The 20,713-nt window shown below is 52.8% G+C and carries 20 protein-coding genes and 2 tRNA genes; 17 read left to right on the top strand and 5 right to left on the bottom strand.

What is annotated here, in order from left to right; translation table 11 throughout:
• Nucleotides 1-94 precede the first annotated feature (94 nt).
• On the bottom strand, nt 95-1,066 hold the full coding sequence (gene ispB / locus ACA108_19395; GenBank protein ID XEX95468.1) for an octaprenyl diphosphate synthase: 972 nt from the start codon (nt 1,064-1,066) through the stop codon (nt 95-97).
• A gap of 260 nt (nt 1,067-1,326) precedes the next feature.
• On the opposite strand from ispB, the gene rplU reads away from it, so the two are divergent.
• The 4 genes from rplU (at nt 1,327) to cgtA (ending at nt 4,168) form a co-directional block, all read left to right on the top strand.
• Nucleotides 1,327-1,638, top strand: coding sequence for a 50S ribosomal protein L21 (gene rplU, locus ACA108_19390; GenBank protein ID XEX95467.1), 312 nt, complete (start codon nt 1,327-1,329; stop codon nt 1,636-1,638).
• 14 nt (nt 1,639-1,652) lie between these two features.
• Entirely contained in the window at nt 1,653-1,910 is a 258-nt protein-coding gene (gene rpmA, locus ACA108_19385; GenBank protein ID XEX95466.1) for a 50S ribosomal protein L27, read from the top strand.
• A gap of 97 nt (nt 1,911-2,007) precedes the next feature.
• The gene (locus ACA108_19380; GenBank protein ID XEX95465.1) at nt 2,008-2,973 is read left to right on the top strand and encodes a DMT family transporter; all 966 of its coding nucleotides are present in this window, start codon (nt 2,008-2,010) and stop codon (nt 2,971-2,973) included.
• A 16-nt stretch (nt 2,974-2,989) separates the two neighbouring features.
• A complete protein-coding gene (gene cgtA, locus ACA108_19375; protein XEX95464.1) occupies nt 2,990-4,168 on the top strand; it encodes an Obg family GTPase CgtA in 1,179 nt (392 codons plus the stop codon).
• Nucleotides 4,169-4,221: 53 nt separating this feature from the next.
• On the opposite strand, the gene pmrB is transcribed toward cgtA, so the two are convergent.
• From pmrB to dacB, 3 genes are read right to left on the bottom strand one after another with little or no spacing between them, the layout of a single operon-like run.
• On the bottom strand, nt 4,222-5,280 hold the full coding sequence (pmrB, locus tag ACA108_19370) for a two-component system sensor histidine kinase PmrB (GenBank protein XEX95463.1): 1,059 nt from the start codon (nt 5,278-5,280) through the stop codon (nt 4,222-4,224).
• Nucleotides 5,277-5,939 (bottom strand): two-component system response regulator PmrA, encoded by a 663-nt coding sequence (pmrA, locus tag ACA108_19365; protein XEX95462.1) that lies wholly within the window; start codon nt 5,937-5,939, stop codon nt 5,277-5,279. Before pmrA ends, pmrB begins: the two co-directional genes overlap by 4 nt.
• Before the next feature lie 3 nt (nt 5,940-5,942).
• Nucleotides 5,943-7,376, bottom strand: a complete 1,434-nt coding sequence (dacB, locus tag ACA108_19360) for a serine-type D-Ala-D-Ala carboxypeptidase (GenBank protein ID XEX95461.1) — start codon at nt 7,374-7,376, stop codon at nt 5,943-5,945.
• Between the two features lie 244 nt (nt 7,377-7,620).
• Here dacB and greA point away from each other — a divergent pair, with 244 nt between their 5' ends.
• Nucleotides 7,621-8,097 carry a transcription elongation factor GreA gene (gene greA, locus ACA108_19355; GenBank protein ID XEX95460.1) on the top strand — a complete coding sequence of 159 codons (477 nt, stop codon included), beginning with the start codon at nt 7,621-7,623 and terminating at the stop codon, nt 8,095-8,097.
• Between the two features lie 105 nt (nt 8,098-8,202).
• Here the strand turns inward: greA and yhbY are convergent, their stop codons facing one another.
• The gene (gene yhbY / locus ACA108_19350) at nt 8,203-8,496 is read right to left on the bottom strand and encodes a ribosome assembly RNA-binding protein YhbY (GenBank protein ID XEX95459.1); all 294 of its coding nucleotides are present in this window, start codon (nt 8,494-8,496) and stop codon (nt 8,203-8,205) included.
• Between the two features lie 125 nt (nt 8,497-8,621).
• Between yhbY and rlmE the strand changes: the two genes are divergently transcribed.
• The 12 genes from rlmE to truB all read left to right on the top strand — a co-directional run bounded on the left by rlmE (nt 8,622) and on the right by truB (nt 20,663).
• Nucleotides 8,622-9,251, top strand: coding sequence for a 23S rRNA (uridine(2552)-2'-O)-methyltransferase RlmE (gene rlmE / locus ACA108_19345; GenBank protein ID XEX95458.1), 630 nt, complete (start codon nt 8,622-8,624; stop codon nt 9,249-9,251).
• 56 nt (nt 9,252-9,307) lie between these two features.
• A complete protein-coding gene (gene ftsH / locus ACA108_19340; protein XEX95457.1) occupies nt 9,308-11,245 on the top strand; it encodes an ATP-dependent zinc metalloprotease FtsH in 1,938 nt (645 codons plus the stop codon).
• 100 nt (nt 11,246-11,345) lie between these two features.
• Nucleotides 11,346-12,194: a dihydropteroate synthase gene (gene folP, locus ACA108_19335; GenBank protein ID XEX95456.1), complete on the top strand. Its 849-nt coding sequence runs from the start codon at nt 11,346-11,348 to the stop codon at nt 12,192-12,194.
• Nucleotides 12,187-13,524 carry a phosphoglucosamine mutase gene (gene glmM, locus ACA108_19330; GenBank protein XEX95455.1) on the top strand — a complete coding sequence of 446 codons (1,338 nt, stop codon included), beginning with the start codon at nt 12,187-12,189 and terminating at the stop codon, nt 13,522-13,524. The genes folP and glmM overlap by 8 nt, the downstream gene beginning before the upstream one ends.
• A gap of 233 nt (nt 13,525-13,757) precedes the next feature.
• The gene (gene secG / locus ACA108_19325) at nt 13,758-14,090 is read left to right on the top strand and encodes a preprotein translocase subunit SecG (GenBank protein ID XEX95454.1); all 333 of its coding nucleotides are present in this window, start codon (nt 13,758-13,760) and stop codon (nt 14,088-14,090) included.
• 47 nt (nt 14,091-14,137) lie between these two features.
• A tRNA-Leu gene (locus ACA108_19320) sits at nt 14,138-14,224 on the top strand.
• Nucleotides 14,225-14,283: 59 nt separating this feature from the next.
• A tRNA-Met gene (locus ACA108_19315) sits at nt 14,284-14,360 on the top strand.
• 208 nt (nt 14,361-14,568) lie between these two features.
• Nucleotides 14,569-15,021 carry a ribosome maturation factor RimP gene (rimP, locus tag ACA108_19310; GenBank protein ID XEX95453.1) on the top strand — a complete coding sequence of 151 codons (453 nt, stop codon included), beginning with the start codon at nt 14,569-14,571 and terminating at the stop codon, nt 15,019-15,021.
• Between the two features lie 27 nt (nt 15,022-15,048).
• Nucleotides 15,049-16,536, top strand: a complete 1,488-nt coding sequence (gene nusA / locus ACA108_19305; GenBank protein XEX95452.1) for a transcription termination factor NusA — start codon at nt 15,049-15,051, stop codon at nt 16,534-16,536.
• A gap of 24 nt (nt 16,537-16,560) precedes the next feature.
• Complete coding sequence (gene infB / locus ACA108_19300; GenBank protein ID XEX95451.1) at nt 16,561-19,248, top strand: translation initiation factor IF-2; 2,688 nt, start codon at nt 16,561-16,563, stop codon at nt 19,246-19,248.
• A gap of 69 nt (nt 19,249-19,317) precedes the next feature.
• Nucleotides 19,318-19,719, top strand: coding sequence for a 30S ribosome-binding factor RbfA (rbfA, locus tag ACA108_19295; protein XEX95450.1), 402 nt, complete (start codon nt 19,318-19,320; stop codon nt 19,717-19,719).
• On the top strand, nt 19,719-20,663 hold the full coding sequence (truB, locus tag ACA108_19290) for a tRNA pseudouridine(55) synthase TruB (protein XEX95449.1): 945 nt from the start codon (nt 19,719-19,721) through the stop codon (nt 20,661-20,663). The genes rbfA and truB overlap by 1 nt, the downstream gene beginning before the upstream one ends.
• The last annotated feature ends 50 nt before the right edge of the window (nt 20,664-20,713 follow it).

Here is a 20,713-nt window from a genome sequence, read left to right as displayed (position 1 = left end):
CGGGATGAAACTGAAGAGGATCAGGATGAGGTGTGATGTGCGGAAATATATTATCTGGAAATTTTAAGCGCGCTTTTTAGGGCGCGCTTAAAATTTAACGATCGCGTTGAACGGCCATGTGAGCCAGAGCGATAAGTGCTTCCCGATACTCGCTTTCCGGGAGGATAGCCAGGGCGGCAATAGCTTTGTCTGCTTCCTCTTCGGCACGCTGGCGCGTCCACTCCAGGGAGCCACAGGCTGCCATGGTGTCGAGCACCGGCTGCAATAAGTGACGGCCGTTGCCTTGCTCGATGGCCTCACGGATCATCTTAGCCTGTTCCGGGGTGCCGTTACGCATAGCGTGAAGCAGCGGAAGCGTTGGCTTGCCTTCGTTGAGATCGTCGCCAACATTTTTGCCCAGCGTCTGGCCGTCAGCACTGTAGTCCAGCAAATCGTCAATCAGCTGGAAAGCAGTGCCGATATAGCGGCCATAGTCCTGAAGCGCCCGTTCCTGCTCTTCAGTGGCGCCCGCGAGAATGCTGGAGCACTGCGAAGCGGCCTCAAACAGACGGGCTGTTTTGCTGTAAATGACACGCATGTAGCTTTCTTCAGTAATATCCGGGTCGTTACAGTTCATCAACTGCAAAACTTCGCCTTCTGCAATCACGTTGACCGCTTCAGACATGACCTCCAGTACCCGTAGCGAGCCCAGTTTGGTCATCATCTGGAAGGAGCGGGTGTAGATAAAATCGCCCACCAGAACGCTGGCAGCATTGCCAAACGCCGCGTTGGCCGTTGCTTTACCACGACGCATGTCAGATTCGTCCACCACATCGTCATGCAGCAGCGTGGCGGTGTGAATGAACTCGATCAATGCAGCAATACTGACGTGTGCGCTTCCCTGATAGCCCAGCGCGCGTGCGGACAGAACAGCTATCATCGGGCGTATCCGCTTTCCACCACCGCTAACGATGTAATAGCCTAACTGATTGATCAATTGGACATCCGAGTTGAGCTGCTCAAGGATGACCGCGTTGACACCCGCCATATCTTGCGCGGTTAACTCATTAATTTTTTCTAAATTCATCGCAAAAGTCTGGCTTACAGTCCTGTTTACCACATGTCTATATGAAAAACGTGGCGGTAGAGAGGTGATAATGTAGTACAGATTGTACTGAAAAAACGAGTCAGATAAACGTTGTGTGTGACGTTGCGTTTTTTTTCTACGTGTATGCACAATCGGGCTTGTCAAATGCTCCGTGTTTGCGTAATATTCGCGCCCTATTGTGAATATTTATAGCGCCACCTGAAACCAATGTAAGGTGTGTGCGGAAAGCGGAGTTTTATATGTACGCGGTTTTCCAAAGTGGTGGTAAACAACACCGAGTAAGCGAAGGTCAGACCGTTCGCCTGGAAAAGCTGGACATCGCAACTGGCGAAGCTGTTGAGTTCGCTGAAGTTCTGATGATTGCTAACGGTGAAGATGTCAAAATCGGCGTTCCTTTCGTTGATGGCGGCGTAATCAAGGCTGAAGTTGTTGCACACGGTCGTGGCGAGAAAATTAAGATTGTTAAGTTTCGTCGTCGTAAGCACTACCGTAAGCAGCAAGGCCATCGTCAGTGGTTCACTGATGTGAAAATCACTGGTATCAGCGCTTAAGAGGAGCAGATTAAATGGCACATAAAAAGGCTGGCGGCTCAACTCGTAACGGTCGCGATTCCGAAGCTAAACGTCTGGGCGTAAAACGTTTCGGCGGTGAAGCAGTTCTGGCAGGCAGCATTATCGTTCGTCAACGTGGTACTAAATTCCACGCTGGCAGCAACGTAGGTTGCGGCAAAGATCACACTCTGTTCGCTTTGACTGACGGTAAAGTTAAGTTCGAAGTTAAAGGCCCGAAAAACCGTAAGTTCATCAGCATCGTTGCTGAGTAAGTTTTTCGCGTCCCGGTAACGGATTGAAGCCCCGCAACACGTTGCGGGGCTTTTTACATTCTGCGCCCGGTAAATTTGAGCAGTGCAGGGAGCTGACGTGAAACAGCAGGCAGGTATTGGCATTATTCTGGCATTGACCACTGCTGTTTGCTGGGGGGCGCTGCCGATAGCTATGAAGCAGGTGTTGGTGGTAATGGAGCCCCCAACGGTGGTGTTTTATCGTTTCCTGATGGCCAGTATTGGCCTCGGAACCATTCTCACTTTGCGCGGAAAGCTGCCCTCGTTAGCCCTGTTCCGCAAGCCACGCTGGCTGGTTCTGTTAGCCATCGCGACGGGTGGGTTGTTCGGTAATTTCTTACTGTTTAGCTCCTCCCTGCAGTACCTGAGTCCAACTGCGTCTCAGGTGATTGGCCAGCTCTCCCCGGTGGGGATGATGGTGGCAAGCGTCGTCGTGTTGAAGGAGAAAATGCGCGGCACGCAGATTATCGGGGCTTTAATGCTGCTGTGCGGTCTGGTGATGTTTTTTAACACCAGCCTGATAGAAATTTTTACCCGCCTGACGGACTACACCCTGGGGGTGATATTCGGCGTTGGGGCGGCGACGGTTTGGGTCAGCTACGGTGTGGCGCAGAAGGTGTTATTACGCCGTCTGGCCTCGCAACAGATCCTCTTTTTGCTGTACACTTTATGTACTATTGCTCTGTTGCCTTTGGCAAAGCTGGACGTGCTTTTTCAGCTTAGCGGCTGGCAGCTGGCATGTTTAGTTTTCTGCGGTCTGAATACCCTGGTGGGGTATGGAGCGCTCGCAGAGGCAATGGCCCGCTGGCAGGCGGCGCAGGTAAGCGCGCTGATTACGCTAACGCCCCTGTTTACACTGCTGTTTTCAGATTTATTAGCGTTAGCCTGGCCAGACTTTTTCGCCATGCCGCTGCTTAACCTTGTGGGCTATTGCGGCGCGTTTGTCGTGGTGGCCGGCGCGATGTATTCCGCCATTGGTCACCGTCTCTGGGGACGCTGGCACAAAACCGACGCTGTCATACCAGTACAACGTTCGGGCGAATGATTTACGGAGAAGTGAAATGAAGTTTGTTGATGAAGCAACGATCCTGGTCGTAGCAGGTGATGGCGGTAACGGCTGCGTTAGCTTCCGTCGTGAAAAATATATCCCAAGGGGTGGCCCGGACGGCGGTGACGGTGGTGATGGTGGTGACGTATGGCTGGAAGCCGATGAAAACCTCAACACGCTGATCGACTACCGTTTTGAAAAATCTTTCCGTGCAGAGCGTGGCCAGAACGGCCAGAGCCGTGACTGCACCGGTAAGCGTGGTAAAGACGTCACGGTTAAAGTGCCGGTGGGTACACGCGTGATTGATCAGGGTACTGGCGAAACCATGGGCGACATGACGCAGCATGGTCAGCGGTTAATGGTCGGTAAAGGCGGCTGGCACGGCCTGGGCAACACCCGATTCAAATCTTCCGTGAACCGTACTCCGCGTCAAAAAACAATGGGTACGCCGGGCGACAAACGAGATTTGCAGCTGGAGCTGATGCTGTTAGCCGACGTGGGTATGCTGGGTCTGCCGAATGCGGGCAAATCTACCTTTATTCGTTCCGTCTCTGCGGCGAAGCCTAAAGTGGCTGATTATCCGTTTACTACCCTGGTGCCAAGCCTCGGCGTAGTCCGCATGGATAATGAGAAGAGCTTTGTGGTAGCCGACATTCCAGGCCTAATCGAAGGCGCTGCGGAAGGTGCCGGTCTGGGTATTCGCTTCCTGAAGCATCTGGAACGTTGCCGTGTCCTGCTGCACCTCATTGACATTGCACCAATCGACGAATCCGATCCGGTCGAAAATGCCCGCATCATCATCGGCGAACTTGAGAAATACAGCGATAAGCTGGCGCAAAAGCCACGCTGGCTGGTCTTCAATAAAGTGGACCTGATGAGCCAGGAAGAAGCCGAAGCGCGCGCGAAAGAAATCGCCACCGCGATGGGTTGGGAAGATAAGTATTACCTGATCTCTGCGGTTAACCGCGAAGGCGTGAATGCGCTGTGCTGGGACGTGATGGACTTCATCATCGCCAATCCTAAGGTCAGCGAAGTTGAGCCTGTGGCTCCTGAGAAGATCGAGTTTATGTGGGATGACTATCATCAGCAGCAGCTCGACGCAGCAGAAGCCGCGGAAGCGGAAGACGACGACTGGGATGACGACTGGGATGAGGATGACGACGAAGGCGTCGAAATCATTTATCAGAAATAAACAGCCAGAAATATTCAGTGTTGTGAAGAGGGGCCGGAGATTCCGGCCCTTTTTTATTGGATGGTCTCAGGTAACCAGCAGCAGGCGTCCAGGCCATTCCGCTGCTGGCGGTTATTCAACAAAAGCCTACCGTGATGCAGCTGGACTATTCGCTGCACGATGTTTAGCCCCAGACCACTTCCGCCGTAGCGCTGGTCCATGCGACGAAACGGTTCGGTAAGCAGCTGTCGCTGCTGCTCGTCAATGCCGGGTCCCTGATCGGATACGCTGACCGCTGTGCCGTTATCCTGCTGCGCGAAAGAGACCGTAATAACGCTTTGCTCCGGGCTGTATCGGGAGGCATTTTCCAGTAGGTTACGTAGCATCAGGCGCAGCAGGACGGCATCGCCCTGGACCGTCGCCGTACTTGCCTCAGGCCAGTCGATGGTCTGACTGCGAAGCGCCATCATCTCTTCCATCTCCATTTTCAACGGTGCAATGATATCGCTTGACCATGTCAGGGTGCTGTAATGTCCGCTTGCCAGCGCCTGACCTGCCCTTGAAAGCATCAACAGCTGTTCAATGGTGTGCATCAGCAGGTCGATACGCTCGAGCAGCATGGGTGCCTGAGTATTTCCGGCGTTAGCCATTAATTCCAGATGCAGGCGCAGGCCCGCAAGCGGCGTACGCAGTTCGTGAGCCGCATCCGCCGTAAAGAGGCGCTCTTGCTGAATGGTACTGTCAAGACGGCTCAGAAGCTGATTGAGGGACGTTGTGACGGCAACCATCTCTTCCATGTCGGAGAACATAGGCAGCGGGGATAAATTATCTGCCGAGCGGTTGGCAAGGCTGGTACGCAGGCGATTGAGCGGGCGTGTGATCCAGGTGATAGCCCAGAAAGAGAAGAGCAGGGTAAAGCCGATCATCACCAGCGAAGGAACCAGCAATGAGGCAATGGCCTCGCGGATCTCTTTCTCAACGTGCTGGTTACGCGATTTGGCGGACAGGGTTTCGTTGACCAGAAAACCAATCTGCTCGCGGCTTTCATGCCAGAGCCACAGCACGCTGATGAGCTGGAAAAAAAGCAAAATCAGCGCCAGCAAAACCATTAATCGCCGACGCATGCTGTTCATGAACGGCTCTCCAGACGGTAGCCAACGCCCCGCACGGTTTTGATCCGATCCTTGCCTAGCTTGCGGCGAAGATTATGAATATGGACTTCAAGGGTGTTCGAGCCAGGATCGTCCTGCCAGCTATAAATATCCTGCTGTAAGGTTTCTCGATGCACGGTCTGCCCGATGCGCATCATTAATCGGGTAAGCAGGGCAAACTCTTTCGGCGTGATTTCAAGCGGCTGATCCTGCAGCAGAACCTGCTGCGTCTGAAGGTTTAGCGTCAGGTCGTCATGCTGGATCAGGTTATCACTTTGGCCCTGATAGCGGCGAATCAACGCTCTTGCGCGTGCCTGTAGTTCTGCCAGCGCAAAAGGCTTAACCAGATAGTCATCGGCCCCCGAATCCAGGCCTTTAACCCGGTCTTCCAGCGCATCGCGAGCGGTAAGAATCAGTACCGGATTGCTTACGCCACGGCGACGCCACTGGCTTAGCAGCGTGGCCCCGTCTTTGTCGGGCAGGCCGAGATCAAGAATAATCAGGCTGTATTCCCCGCTTTTTATCAACGCGTCGGCCTGGGCGGCGGTTGCTGCGCAATCCAGCGCATAACCTTCATTGCCCAACGCTTGTGCCAGACCTTCCTGGAGCAGTAAATCGTCTTCAACAATCAGCAGTTTCATCGCTTAGTTATTCTGGTAAATATCCTTATAGAGGCGGCTTTCAAAGCGCACTAGCGGGATACGTCGGTTACGTTGATCGGCGGGCTCTACGGCGTAGCCGGATAAATACTGCACGAAGGCCATGCGCTGTCCGCTGGCGGTGGTAATAAAGCCTGCAAGGTTATATACCCCCTGCAGCGAGCCTGTTTTCGCGGAAACTTTACCGTCGACGCCCGCCTGATGAAGGCCAGCGCGATACTGTAAAGAGCCGTCATAGCCCGCAAGCGGCAGCATAGAAATAAAGTTTAGCTGGCTGTCATTTTGCGCAATGTATTGCAGCACTTGCATCATGGTAGCCGGTGAAATCAAGTTATGGCGGGATAAGCCTGAGCCGTCCACCACAATAGTGTTACCTAAATTGACCCCCGCCTTTTGGCTGAGAATTTGACGCACAGCGTCTGAGCCTGCGCGCCAGGTTCCAGGTACGCCAAACCGGTTATGACCAATCGTCCGGAAGACGGTGTCGGCGATCATGTTGTCCGATTTTTTGAGCATGATTTTTAGCAAATCATGCAGAGGGGCTGAATGTTTACTGGCGATAACGGTGCCCGGCGTGTTGACCAGAGTCTGGCGAAGCAGGGTACCCGTGTAGGTGATGCCCGCTTCTTTTAGCTCGGCCTTCAGAATTGCCCCCGCATAGCTCGCACCGTCCTGAATGGCGAATGCCAGCGGCAGCGGGTCTGCGCGTTGCGTCATACAACCGGTAAGCGTGAAGCGGTTAAGGTCGCCCGGCACGACATCCAGCTCGCAATACTGAGCATCCGGTGAGCCCTTCGCGAGGGTTCGGACCTGGCTTGCCATCAGCACGGGATAATATGAAGCGACGCGGATGAAGGCCAAATCGTCTGGTTTCGGTGCGCTGTAGAGCGAAACGGAGAAACAGTTGCGGTCGACAATGGCCGCTGCAGGAGGTGCGCTGAAGCACTGGGTCATGTCGTTCCAGGGCCAGCCGGGGGCTTTGTCGTGGCTGGCAAACACCGAGGTGTCGATTAGCACGTTCCCCTGAATCTGCTGGACGCCGGATTTTTTAAGCACCGCCACCATATTACGGATGTCCTGACGCTTTAACGTCGGGTCGCCGCCAAACCTCGCGATGAGATCGCCGTTAAGCACTCCGTTCGCGATCTGCCCGTGGCTTTCCAGGGTGGTGGTAAAGCGAAAATCAGCCCCCAGCTGCAGCAGGGCAGCCAGTGCGGTAATCACCTTCTGGGTACTGGCGGGCAGCGCCATCTGCTGACTGTGATAGTCAATCGACGGGGTATGTGCACCGACCTTTTGCACCATAAGCGCCAGATTTGCCCCCGCAGGTAACTGGGAGGTGTACTCTTCAACGTTAGCGGCCTGAACGTTCAATACCACTGCACTGGTCAATCCAATGACAAATCTAAAAAATCGCATAATCTCGCGGTAACAACCTGGAAACGTGCAGCCATACTACGGTGCATCGCGGTGCAAAGTAAACGATGACCCTCAGGGAACTCCAGGGTAAAATACGTATCAAATTGAAAACCGTTCCTGGCCTGGGGCATTGCTCCGGGTCAGTTTTCTTTTATTTGTTGCCAGGCAAATGCGCTGGCTATGCTCTTAAGTCAGTGCCGCTTGCGGCGGTACTGAACAGGACAGTTTTTAAGAGGTATAACAAATGCAACCTATTCCGATGACGCTACGTGGCGCTGAAAGATTACGTGAAGAGCTGGACTTTCTGAAGTCCGTTCGCCGCCCGGAAATTATTGCCGCGATTGCTGATGCACGCGAGCATGGTGACCTGAAAGAGAACGCAGAGTATCACGCAGCGCGTGAACAGCAGGGTTTCTGCGAAGGTCGTATCCAGGATATCGAAGCCAAATTATCGAACGCTCAGGTTATTGACGTTACCAAAATGCCGAACAATGGCCGCGTCATTTTTGGCGCAACGGTAACCGTTTTGAATCTTGAGAGTGATGAAGAGCTAACTTATCGCATCGTTGGCGATGATGAAGCTGATTTTAAACAGAATTTAATTTCTGTTAACTCGCCTATCGCCCGCGGTCTGGTGGGTAAGGAACAGGACGATGTGGTGGTCATTCGTACGCCTGGCGGCGATGTCGAATTCGAAGTCCTGAAAGTCGAGTATTTATAATCACAACGCCCACTGAGCGTGGGGATCGTGTATTGTAAAGAAAGGAAAAAGGCCGCATAGCGGCCTTTTATCAACTCACAGAGCGTGGCATTTTGCACAATCTGCTTATTTTGGCAGAGAAATCTTACGCTCTTTGGATGGGCGATAAAGCACCAGCGTTTTACCGATGACCTGTACATTACAGGCGCCGGTTTCCCGCACAATAGCATCCACAATCAGTGTCTTTGTCTCACGGTCTTCTGTTGCGACTTTGACCTTGATTAACTCATGGTGCTCAAGTGCTTGTTCAATCTCGGCCAGTACCCCTTCGGTCAAACCATTGTTGCCCAGCATGACTACTGGCTTGAGTGGATGAGCAAGACCTTTCAGGTGCTGTTTTTGTTTAGTACTCAGATTCATCGTATTATTTGCTTACGTTGGGATTGAAAACGGTTCATTCTACCGCCATCTCCAGTGTATCGCCAAATCGGCTGTGCTGATTTTTAACAGTCTGCCACTCACGATGAACAAAGTTGGAAATTGAGATGACAGGTAAAAAGCGTTCTGCCAGCTCCAGTCGCTGGCTGCAGGAACACTTTAGCGATAAATATGTACTTCAGGCACAGAAAAAGGGGTTGCGTTCCCGTGCCTGGTTTAAACTTGATGAAATACAGCAAAGTGACAAACTTTTTAAGCCAGGAATGACGGTTGTCGATCTTGGCGCTGCTCCCGGAGGGTGGTCGCAGTACGTTGTGACAGAAATCGGGAATCAAGGGCGAATCATTGCTTGCGATCTTTTACCAATGGATCCTATCGTTGGTGTGGATTTCCTTCAGGGCGATTTTCGTGATGAATTAGTCGTTAAGGCCCTGTTGGAACGTGTTGGTGACAGTAAAGTTCAGGTTGTCATGTCAGATATGGCACCAAACATGAGCGGGACACCGGCAGTCGATATCCCACGCGCTATGTATTTAGTAGAACTGGCACTCGAAATGTGTCGTGATGTTCTGGCGCCGGGCGGAAGTTTTGTAGTGAAAGTGTTTCAGGGCGAAGGTTTCGATGAATACCTGCGGGAAATTCGCTCCCTGTTTACGAAGGTTAAAGTTCGTAAGCCGGACTCTTCTCGTGCCCGCTCACGTGAAGTGTACATTGTAGCGACCGGGCGCAAAGTATAGTACCCTGACGCTGTTTGTTAACACAGTTGTAATATGAGGTTAATCCCTTGAGTGACATGGCGAAAAACCTAATACTCTGGCTGGTCATCGCGGTTGTGCTGATGTCTGTGTTCCAGAGCTTTGGGCCCAGCGAGTCAAACGGCCGTAGGGTGGATTACTCCACTTTCCTGTCTGAAGTGAACCAGGACCAGGTTCGTGAAGCGAGTATCAATGGACGTGAAATCAAAGTTACCAAGAAAGATAGTAACCGATACACGACTTACATCCCCGTTAACGATCCCAAGCTGCTTGATAATCTGCTGACCAAGAATGTGAAAGTAGTAGGCGAACCGCCTGAAGAGCCGAGCTTACTGGCTTCTATCTTTATTTCCTGGTTCCCAATGCTGTTGTTGATTGGGGTCTGGATCTTCTTTATGCGCCAAATGCAGGGCGGGGGTGGCAAAGGTGCCATGTCGTTCGGCAAGAGCAAGGCGCGTATGCTCACTGAAGACCAAATCAAAACCACTTTCGCTGACGTTGCAGGCTGTGACGAAGCAAAAGAAGAGGTTGCTGAGCTGGTTGAGTACCTTCGTGAGCCGAGCCGCTTCCAGAAACTGGGCGGTAAAATCCCGAAAGGCGTGCTGATGGTTGGCCCTCCGGGTACCGGTAAAACCCTGCTGGCGAAAGCCATCGCGGGTGAAGCGAAAGTGCCGTTCTTTACCATTTCTGGTTCTGACTTCGTTGAAATGTTCGTGGGTGTGGGCGCATCTCGTGTGCGTGACATGTTCGAACAGGCCAAGAAAGCCGCACCGTGCATCATCTTTATCGATGAAATCGACGCCGTAGGCCGCCAGCGTGGCGCAGGTCTGGGCGGCGGTCACGATGAACGTGAGCAGACGCTGAACCAGATGCTGGTTGAGATGGACGGCTTTGAAGGCAACGAAGGCATTATCGTTATCGCCGCGACTAACCGTCCGGACGTACTCGACCCAGCGCTGCTGCGTCCAGGCCGTTTCGACCGTCAGGTTGTGGTTGGTCTGCCAGACGTTCGTGGCCGTGAGCAAATCCTGAAGGTGCATATGCGCCGTGTGCCGTTGGCACCAGATATCGATGCAGCAATCATTGCTCGCGGTACGCCAGGCTTCTCCGGTGCTGACCTCGCAAACCTTGTGAACGAAGCTGCGCTGTTTGCCGCACGTGGCAATAAGCGTGTGGTATCGATGGTTGAATTCGAAAAAGCGAAAGACAAAATCATGATGGGTGCGGAACGTCGCTCCATGGTGATGACGGAAGCGCAGAAAGAATCCACCGCCTACCACGAAGCGGGACACGCGATTATTGGCCGCCTCGTACCTGAGCACGATCCGGTACACAAAGTGACCATTATTCCTCGTGGCCGTGCGCTTGGCGTAACGTTCTTCCTGCCTGAAGGTGACGCGATTAGCGCCAGCCGTCAGAAGCTGGAAAGCCAGATTTCTACGCTGTACGGCGGTCGTCTTGCAGAAGAGATCATCTATGGTGCGGAACATGTTTCTACCGGTGCGTCTAACGACATTAAAGTCGCGACTTCCATCGCTCGTAACATGGTTACCCAGTGGGGCTTCTCTGAAAAACTCGGTCCGCTGCTCTACGCGGAAGAAGAGGGTGAAGTCTTCCTGGGTCGTTCAGTCGCGAAAGCGAAGCATATGTCCGATGAAACAGCTCGTATCATCGATCAGGAAGTTAAGCTGCTTATCGAGCGTAACTATGCTCGTGCACGTCAGCTGCTGAACGAGAACATGGACATCCTGCACACTATGAAAGACGCGCTGATGAAGTACGAAACCATCGATGCGCCGCAGATCGACGATCTGATGGCACGCCGTGATGTTCGTCCGCCAGCGGGTTGGGAAGACTCCAGCAACGGCAGTAATAACTCTGATAACAACGGTACACCTCGTGCGCCGCGTCCGGTCGATGAACCGCGTACGCCAAACCCAGGTAATACCATGTCAGAACAGCTGGGCGACAAGTAAGCCGAGTCTGACCAATGTTTTTGCGGTAAGTAATTCAAACCCCGGGCCTGCCCCGGGGTTTTTTGTTTTTGTCTTAAAATGTCTACCCAAGGGATATTTGATGAAACTCAACGCTCAGGGCACTACGCTCGACCTCTCTCATCCTCATGTCATGGGGATTTTAAACGTCACCCCCGATTCGTTTTCCGACGGCGGGAAGCATAACTCGCTGATTGAGGCGGTTAAGCATGCCAACGGGATGATTAACGCAGGGGCGACAATAATTGATATTGGCGGAGAGTCGACGCGGCCCGGCGCCCTTGAAGTGAGCGTTGAGGATGAATTAGCCCGTGTTATCCCGGTGGTCGAGGCCATTGCCCAGCGCTTTGAGGTCTGGATCTCAGTGGATACTTCTAAAGCAGAAGTGATTCGTGAGTCTGCGCGAGTGGGCGCTCACATCATCAATGATATCCGTTCCCTGCAGGAGCCCGGCGCGCTTGAAGCAGCCGCAGAAACAGGGTTGCCGGTTTGCCTGATGCATATGCAGGGCGAGCCAAAGAGCATGCAGCACTCTCCGCAGTACAAAGATGTCTTTGCCGATGTCGATCGCTTCTTTGTTGAGCAAATAGCACGCTGCGAAGCGGCAGGTATCCCAAAAGAAAAATTGTTGCTCGACCCGGGCTTCGGTTTCGGTAAAAATCTCAGCCATAATTACCAGCTTCTTGCCCGACTTTCAGCATTCCATCACTTCGGCCTACCGCTGTTGGTTGGAATGTCGCGGAAATCAATGGTTGGCCAGCTGCTTAACGTCGGGCCCGATCAGCGCCTGAGCGGCAGTTTATCCTGCGCGGTCATTGCCGCAATGCAGGGGGCGCACATCATTCGAGTACACGATGTGAAAGAGACCGTAGAAGCCATGCGCGTGGTCGAGGCCACACTTTCAGCGAAGGAAAACAAACGCTATGAGTAACCGTAAATATTTTGGCACCGATGGCATTCGTGGCCGCGTGGGCGACAGCCCAATCACGCCTGATTTCGTTTTGAAGCTTGGCTGGGCCGCCGGTAAAGTGCTGGCTCGCCACGGCTCTCGTAAAATTATTATCGGTAAAGACACGCGTATTTCTGGCTATATGCTTGAGTCGGCCCTTGAGGCTGGCCTGGCGGCTGCGGGTCTGTCTGCCTCTTTCACCGGCCCGATGCCAACGCCAGCAGTGGCTTATCTGACTCGCGCTTTCCGTGCCGAAGCCGGTATCGTCATTTCTGCTTCCCATAACCCGTTCTACGATAACGGGATCAAATTCTTCTCTATCGACGGGACTAAGCTGCCGGACGACGTGGAAGAAGCTATCGAAGCGGAAATGGAAAAAGAGATTACCTGTGTGGATTCCGCTGAACTGGGTAAGGCAAGCCGTATCGTTGATGCTGCGGGTCGCTATATCGAGTTCTGCAAAGGGACTTTCCCGAATGAACTTAGCCTGAACGGGCTGAAAATCGTTGTGGACTGCGCCAACGGAGCGACCTACCACATTGCACCGAACGTGCTGCGTGAACTGGGTGCGAAGGTTATTGCCGTTGGCTGCGAGCCGGACGGTCTGAACATCAACGAAAAATGCGGCGCAACGGACGTTCGTATGTTGCAGGAGAGGGTGCTGGCTGAGAAAGCCGACATCGGTATCGCGTTTGACGGCGACGGTGACCGAGTGATCATGGTTGACCATCAGGGCCTGAAAGTAGATGGCGATCAGATCCTTTACATCATTGCTCGTGAAGGACTGCGCCAGGGCCAGCTGCGCGGCGGTGCCGTCGGCACGCTGATGAGCAACATGGGGTTGGAATTAGCACTCAAACAGCTCGGCATTCCGTTCACTCGGGCAAAAGTGGGCGACCGCTATGTGCTGGAAAAACTTCAGGAGAAAGGCTGGAGAATCGGTGCGGAAAATTCCGGTCATATTATCCTGCTGGACAAAACTACCACCGGTGACGGTATTGTCGCTGCGCTGCAAGTGCTCACTGCGATGGTGCGCAACCATATGAGCCTGCACGATCTGTGCAGCGGCATGAAATTATTCCCGCAGATTCTGGTCAACGTCCGCTTTACGGCGGGCAGCGGCGATCCGCTCGAGCACGACAGCGTCAAAAAAGTGACGGCTGAAGTGGAAGAGGCACTGGGAGGTCGTGGACGCGTACTGCTGCGTAAATCTGGTACAGAACCTTTAATTCGTGTGATGGTTGAAGGCGAGGATCACGATCAGGTCACGGATTATGCCAACCGTATTGCTGATGCGGTGAAAGCGGTTTAATAAACCCGAGCAGTAAACGAACAAAAAGGCGGCGCTTGCCGCCTGTTATATAAGCAAAAAAGCGCGGGCTGCTGTTTTTTTCTGCAATCAGCGCAAGGATAATAAATTGCCCTTGCGCACCCGTGCTGCTTTGGTTAGTATTCTCACCCGCTTCAGTGGGTAAACGTAATTTTGCCCGCTACACTGGTTTGAAGCAATTGGTATGCGGTAATCCCGCAAGGAACAGGTTGATTATGTACGAAGCTCTTTTAGTAGTTTTCCTTATTGTAGCTCTGGGCCTTGTAGGTCTCATTATGCTGCAGCAAGGTAAAGGCGCTGATATGGGAGCCTCCTTCGGAGCAGGCGCTTCCGGAACACTGTTCGGTTCAAGTGGTTCTGGTAACTTCATGACCCGTATGACTGGCGTGCTGGCAACGTTGTTCTTCATCATCAGCCTGGTGCTGGGAAATATCAACAGCAACAAAACCAGTAAAGGAAGTGAGTGGGAGAATTTGAGTCAGCCAGCGAAATCTGAGCAGACCACGCCAGCGGCACCTACCAGGCCAACCAGCGATATCCCACAGTAATAAGCAGTAAGCTTCTGTACGGCTGAATTGAGCGCCGTACGCAAAGTGCCGAGGTGGTGGAATTGGTAGACACGCTACCTTGAGGTGGTAGTGCCCGATTGGGCTTACGGGTTCAAGTCCCGTCCTCGGTACCAAATCCCAGCAATTCTTGCATTTATTGCAATTCTGGCGTAGTATTTTCCACGTTTTCGGACGCGGGGTGGAGCAGCCTGGTAGCTCGTCGGGCTCATAACCCGAAGGTCGTCGGTTCAAATCCGGCCCCCGCAACCACTTTCCCTGAGAGTTCTTTTTCAAATATACTGTGAGCCATTTGGTGCCTCGCGAAGAATTTAGAAAAAAATTCTCCTGGACGGTGTCCGGGCCGCAATTGCGGCATACAGGGTTCAGTTATATAAAGCCCCGATTTATCGGGGTTTTTTGTTATCTGACTTCAGAATAACTGGGCTATATGCCCTTTTTTTACGTCTTGGGGGTGGGCTTGTCCACATTAGAGCAAAAATTAACAGAGATGATTACAGCACCCGTCGAAGCACTGGGCTATGAACTGGTGGGTATCGAATTCGTTCGAGGTCGCCAATCTACGCTGCGCATCTATATTGATAGTGAAGACGGCATCAATGTTGATGATTGCGCTGATGTCAGTCACCAGGTCAGTGCAGTGCTGGATGTCGAAGATCCGGTCACTGTGGCCTATAACCTGGAAGTTTCCTCACCTGGTCTCGATCGCCCAATGTTCATTGCAGAACATTACGTTCGCTATACTGGCGAAGAAGTGAGCATTGTGTTGCGTATGGCCGTGCAGAACCGTCGCAAATGGCAGGGTATTATTAAAGCCGTCGAGGGTGAGATGATCACGGTCACGGTCGAAGGTAAAGACGAAGTGTTCGCGCTGAGCAACATCCAGAAAGCGAACCTGGTACCCCACTTTTAATAGTTTGGATTGAGGTGAAAACCCAGGATGAACAAAGAAATTTTGGCTGTTGTAGAAGCAGTTTCCAACGAAAAGTCTCTTCCGCGCGAAAAGATTTTTGAAGCACTGGAAAGTGCGCTGGCAACAGCGACGAAGAAAAAATACGAGCAAGAGATCGACGTGCGTGTAAGCATCGATCGTAAAAGTGGTGACTTTGATACTTTCCGCCGCTGGGTCATTGTCGAAGAAGTGACACAGCCGACGCGTGAAATCACCCTTGATGCCGCTCAATTCGAAGATCCGGCGCTGAACGTGGGCGAGTACGTAGAAGACCAGATTGAATCTGTAACCTTTGACCGTATCACCACGCAAACCGCAAAACAGGTTATCGTACAAAAAGTTCGTGAAGCTGAACGTGCGATGGTTGTCGATCAGTTCCGTGAGCATGAAGGTGAGATCATCACCGGCGTGGTTAAGAAAGTTAACCGTGACAATATTTCTCTGGATTTGGGCAATAACGCGGAAGCCGTCATCATTCGTGAAGACATGCTGCCACGTGAAAACTTCCGTCCAGGCGACCGTATTCGCGGTGTGCTGTATGCCGTACGCCCTGAAGCGCGCGGCGCGCAGCTGTTCGTTAGCCGTTCCAAACCGGAAATGCTGATCGAACTGTTCCGCATCGAAGTGCCAGAAATCGGCGAAGAAGTCATTGAAATCAAGGCCGCAGCCCGCGATCCGGGTTCTCGTGCGAAAATTGCCGTGAAGACCAATGACAAACGTATCGATCCGGTTGGTGCTTGCGTTGGTATGCGTGGTGCACGCGTACAGGCAGTATCCACTGAACTGGGTGGCGAGCGTATTGATATCGTGCTGTGGGATGACAACCCGGCGCAGTTTGTTATCAATGCCATGGCCCCGGCAGATGTGGCTTCCATTGTGGTTGACGAAGACAAACACACGATGGATATCGCGGTAGAGGCAGGAAATCTGGCGCAGGCGATTGGCCGTAACGGTCAAAACGTGCGTCTGGCAGCGCAGCTGAGCGGCTGGGAACTCAACGTCATGACCGTTGATGACCTGCAGGCTAAGCACCAGGCTGAAGCGCATGCCGCCATTGATACCTTTACCAAGTACCTCGACATTGACGAGGATTTTGCCACCGTGTTGGTTGAAGAAGGCTTCTCAAGCCTTGAAGAGCTGGCTTATGTGCCGGTGAAAGAGCTGTTAGAAGTTGACGGCCTTGATGAAGACACAGTGGAAGCATTACGCGAACGCGCTAAAAACGCCCTCACTACGCTGGCCCTTGCTCAGGAAGAAAGCCTTGGCGATAGCAAACCTCAAGAGGATCTTCTGAACCTCGAAGGTATGGATCGCACGCTGGCATTCAAACTGGCTGCACGTGGTGTGAGCTCGCTGGAAGACCTGGCTGAGCAAGGTGTTGATGACCTGTCAGATATTGAAGGATTGAGCAACGAGAAGGCCGGTGAATTGATTATGGCTGCTCGAAATATCTGCTGGTTCGGCGACGAAGCGTAATAAACTGTAGCAGGAAGGAACAGCATGACAGATGTAACCGTAAAAGCGCTGGCCGAAGAGATTCAGACCTCCGTGGACCGCCTGGTACAGCAATTTGCTGATGCAGGGATCCCGAAGTCGGCTGATGACTCTGTTTCCGCGCAAGAGAAGCAAACCTTGCTGACCCACCTGAACCGTGAACACGGCTCAGCGCCAGACAAGTTGACTTTACAGCGCAAAACGCGCAGTACTTTAAATATTCCAGGTACCGGTGGGAAAAGTAAATCGGTACAAATCGAAGTCCGCAAGAAACGCACCTTTGTGAAACGTGATCCGCAAGAGGCTGAACGCCTTGCAGCGGAAGAACAAGCGCAGCGTGAAGCGGAAGAGCAAGCCCAACGTGAGGCGCAGGAAGCTGCCAATCGTCAGGCGCAAGAAAAAGCTAAACGTGAAGCTGAAGAACAAGCTAAGCGTGAAGCCGCTGATAAAGCGAAACGTGAAGCTGCGGAAAAAGACAAAGTGAGCAATCAACAAACTGACGATATGACGAAAACCGCCCAGGCTGAGAAAGCCCGCCGCGAAGCAGAATCTGCTGAGATCAAGCGCAAAGCGGAAGAAGAAGCCCGTCGCAAACTAGAAGAAGATGCCCGTCGTGTAGCTGAAGAGGCCCGTAAAATGGCTGAAGCGAATGCTGGCGTCTGGACGGAAGAAGAGAAAGTGGAAGACGACAAAACTGATTATCATGTAACCACTTCTCAGCACGCCCGCCAGGCTGAAGACGAAAACGATCGTCAGGTAGAAGCTGGACGGACTCGCGCTCGTACTACGGCAACTAAAGCACCACGCCAGAAGAAAGGCGGCAAGCACGGCGAGTCGAAAGCTGACCGTGAAGAAGCGCGTGCAGCGGTTCGTGGTGGTAAAGGCAAGCGTAAGCCAAGCTCCCTGCAGCAGGGCTTCAACAAGCCTGCACAGGCAGTTAACCGTGACGTTGTGATCGGCGAGACCGTCACTGTTGCTGAGCTGGCTAACAAAATGGCTGTTAAAGGCTCTCAGGTCATCAAAGCAATGATGAAACTGGGTGCAATGGCGACCATCAACCAGGTCATCGACCAGGAAACCGCACAGCTGGTTGCCGAAGAGATGGGCCACAAGGTTATCCTGCGTCGTGAAAACGAGCTGGAAGAAGCGCTGATGAGCGACCGTGATACAGATGCCGTTGCTGAATCACGCGCGCCGGTTGTTACCATCATGGGTCACGTTGACCACGGTAAAACCTCTCTGCTTGACTACATTCGTTCTACTAAAGTTGCGTCCGGCGAAGCGGGTGGTATTACCCAGCATATCGGTGCTTACCACGTAGAAACTGACAACGGTATGGTCACCTTCCTGGATACCCCGGGCCACGCAGCGTTTACCTCTATGCGTGCTCGTGGTGCTCAGGCGACCGATATCGTTGTTCTGGTTGTTGCCGCAGACGATGGCGTAATGCCACAGACAATCGAAGCAATCCAGCACGCGAAAGCGGCGCAGGTGCCGGTTGTTGTTGCGGTGAACAAAATTGACAAGCTGGAAGCCGATCCAGACCGCGTTAAGCAGGAACTGTCTCAGTACGGCATCATGCCAGAAGAGTGGGGCGGTGAAAGCCAGTTCATCCATGTCTCTGCTAAAGCAGGTACGGGCATTGACGAACTGCTGGACGCAATCCTGCTGCAGGCTGAAGTTCTTGAACTGAAAGCAATGCGTGAAGGCATGGCGAGCGGTGTGGTTATCGAATCCTTCCTGGATAAAGGTCGTGGTCCGGTAGCAACCGTTCTGGTGCGTGAAGGCTCCCTGAACAAGGGCGACATTGTACTGTGTGGCTTCGAATATGGCCGCGTTCGTGCAATGCGTGACGAAATGGGTCGTGAAGTGACTGAAGCAGGTCCTTCTATCCCGGTTGAAATCCTCGGTCTGTCCGGTGTGCCGGCAGCGGGTGATGAAGTTACCGTTGTTCGTGACGAGAAAAAAGCACGTGAAGTTGCTCTGTATCGTCAGGGTAAATTCCGCGAAGTGAAACTGGCTCGCCAGCAGAAATCCAAACTGGAAAACATGTTCGCCAACATGACCGAAGGCGAAGTGTCCGAAGTGAACGTTGTGCTGAAAGCAGACGTTCAGGGTTCTGTGGAAGCGATCAGCGACTCCCTGCTGAAGCTGTCTACTGATGAAGTGAAAGTGAAAATCATCGGTTCCGGCGTGGGCGGTATCACTGAAACTGACGCAACGCTTGCTGCGGCTTCCAACGCAATTCTGGTTGGCTTTAACGTTCGTGCCGATGCCTCTGCTCGCCGCGTGATTGAAGCTGAAAGCCTGGATCTGCGTTACTACTCCGTCATCTACCATCTGATTGACGAAGTGAAAGCTGCGATGAGCGGCATGCTCTCTCCGGAACTGAAACAGCAGATCCTCGGCCTGGCCGAAGTTCGCGATGTGTTCAAATCACCGAAGTTTGGTGCCATCGCAGGCTGTATGGTCACCGAGGGTGTGGTCAAACGTCACAACCCAATCCGTGTTCTGCGCGACAACGTGGTTATCTATGAAGGCGAGCTGGAATCCCTGCGCCGCTTCAAAGATGACGCGAACGAAGTGCGTAACGGCATGGAATGTGGTATCGGCGTCAAGAACTACAACGACGTCCGCGTGGGTGATGTAATCGAAGTCTTCGAAATCATCGAAATCCAGCGTACGATCGCCTGATAGAGTCCGAGTCATCGGCAATATCTTAAGGGGGGCCGAGTGCCCCCCGATTTGTATGGAGAATTTATTATGGCGAAAGAATTTGGTCGCCCACAGCGCGTCTCTCAGGAACTGCAAAAAGAAATCGCAATTATCCTGCAGCGCGAAATTAAAGATCCGCGTCTGGGCATGATGACCACCGTTTCAGGTGTCGAAGTCTCCCGCGATCTGGCTTATGCGAAAGTATTCGTTACCTTCCTGAATGACAAAGACGACAATGCCATCAAAGAGGGCATTAAAGTTCTGCAGGACGCTTCCGGCTATATCCGTACTCTGGTGGGTAAAGCAATGCGCCTGCGCATCGTGCCTGAACTGACTTTCTTCTACGATAACTCGTTGGTCGAAGGGATGCGCATGTCTAACCTGGTTTCCAACGTCATTCGTAACGATGACGAGCGTCGCGTGAATACGGACGACAGCAAGGAGGATTAATGAGTCGTCCTCGTCGTCGTGGTCGTGATATCCACGGTGTGCTGCTTCTTGATAAGCCACAGGGCATGTCGTCCAACGATGCTCTGCAAAAAGTAAAACGTATCTATAACGCTAACCGCGCCGGGCATACTGGCGCGCTGGATCCGCTGGCAACCGGCATGCTGCCCATTTGCCTGGGGGAAGCGACAAAATTTTCTCGTTACCTGCTGGATTCAGACAAGCGTTATCGTGTGATTGCCCGTCTCGGCCAGCGCACCGATACGTCGGATGCAGATGGTACCGTGGTGCAGGAGCGTCCGGTAACGTTTAGCGAGCAAGAGCTTGCGGCGGCGCTGGAAAGCTTCCGTGGCGATACCATGCAGGTGCCGTCCATGTATTCGGCGCTGAAGCATCAGGGTAAACCGCTGTACGAATATGCCCGTCAGGGTATTGAAGTGGAGCGTGAAGCACGTCCGATTACAGTCTACGAACTGCTGTTTATTCGCCACGAAGGCAATGAGCTGGAGCTGGAAATACACTGTTCTAAAGGTACCTATATTCGTACCATCACCGACGATCTGGGTGAAAAGCTTGGCTGTGGCGCGCATGTGACCTTCCTGCGTCGCCTGGCAGTCAGCAAATATCCTGTTGATCGTATGGTGACCCTTGAGCAGTTGCATGAGCTTGTTGAACAGGCTCATCGGCAGGACGTTGAACCAGGTACGCTGTTAGATCCACTTTTAATGCCAATGGACAGCCCGGCTTCGGACTTTCCACTCGTTAATTTGCTTCCTGCGGTTGCGGGCTATTTCAAAAATGGTCAGCCGGTACAGGTCGCGAATGTTCCAGCCGACGGGCTGGTTCGGGTGACAGAAGGCGATGACGCTAAATTCATTGGCATGGGCGAGATAGACGAAGACGGTCGCGTTGCGCCTCGTCGTCTGGTCGTCGAGTATCCCGTGTGACATCTGTAGTTACCTTGCGATAAGAGGTGGCTACAGGTAAAATAGCGCGG

Source organism: Dryocola sp. LX212, from assembly GCA_041504365.1.
Lineage (GTDB): Bacteria > Pseudomonadota > Gammaproteobacteria > Enterobacterales > Enterobacteriaceae > Dryocola.
The sequence above is the reverse complement of the archived record's forward strand: the minus strand, read 5'-3'. Positions and strand labels throughout refer to the sequence as shown.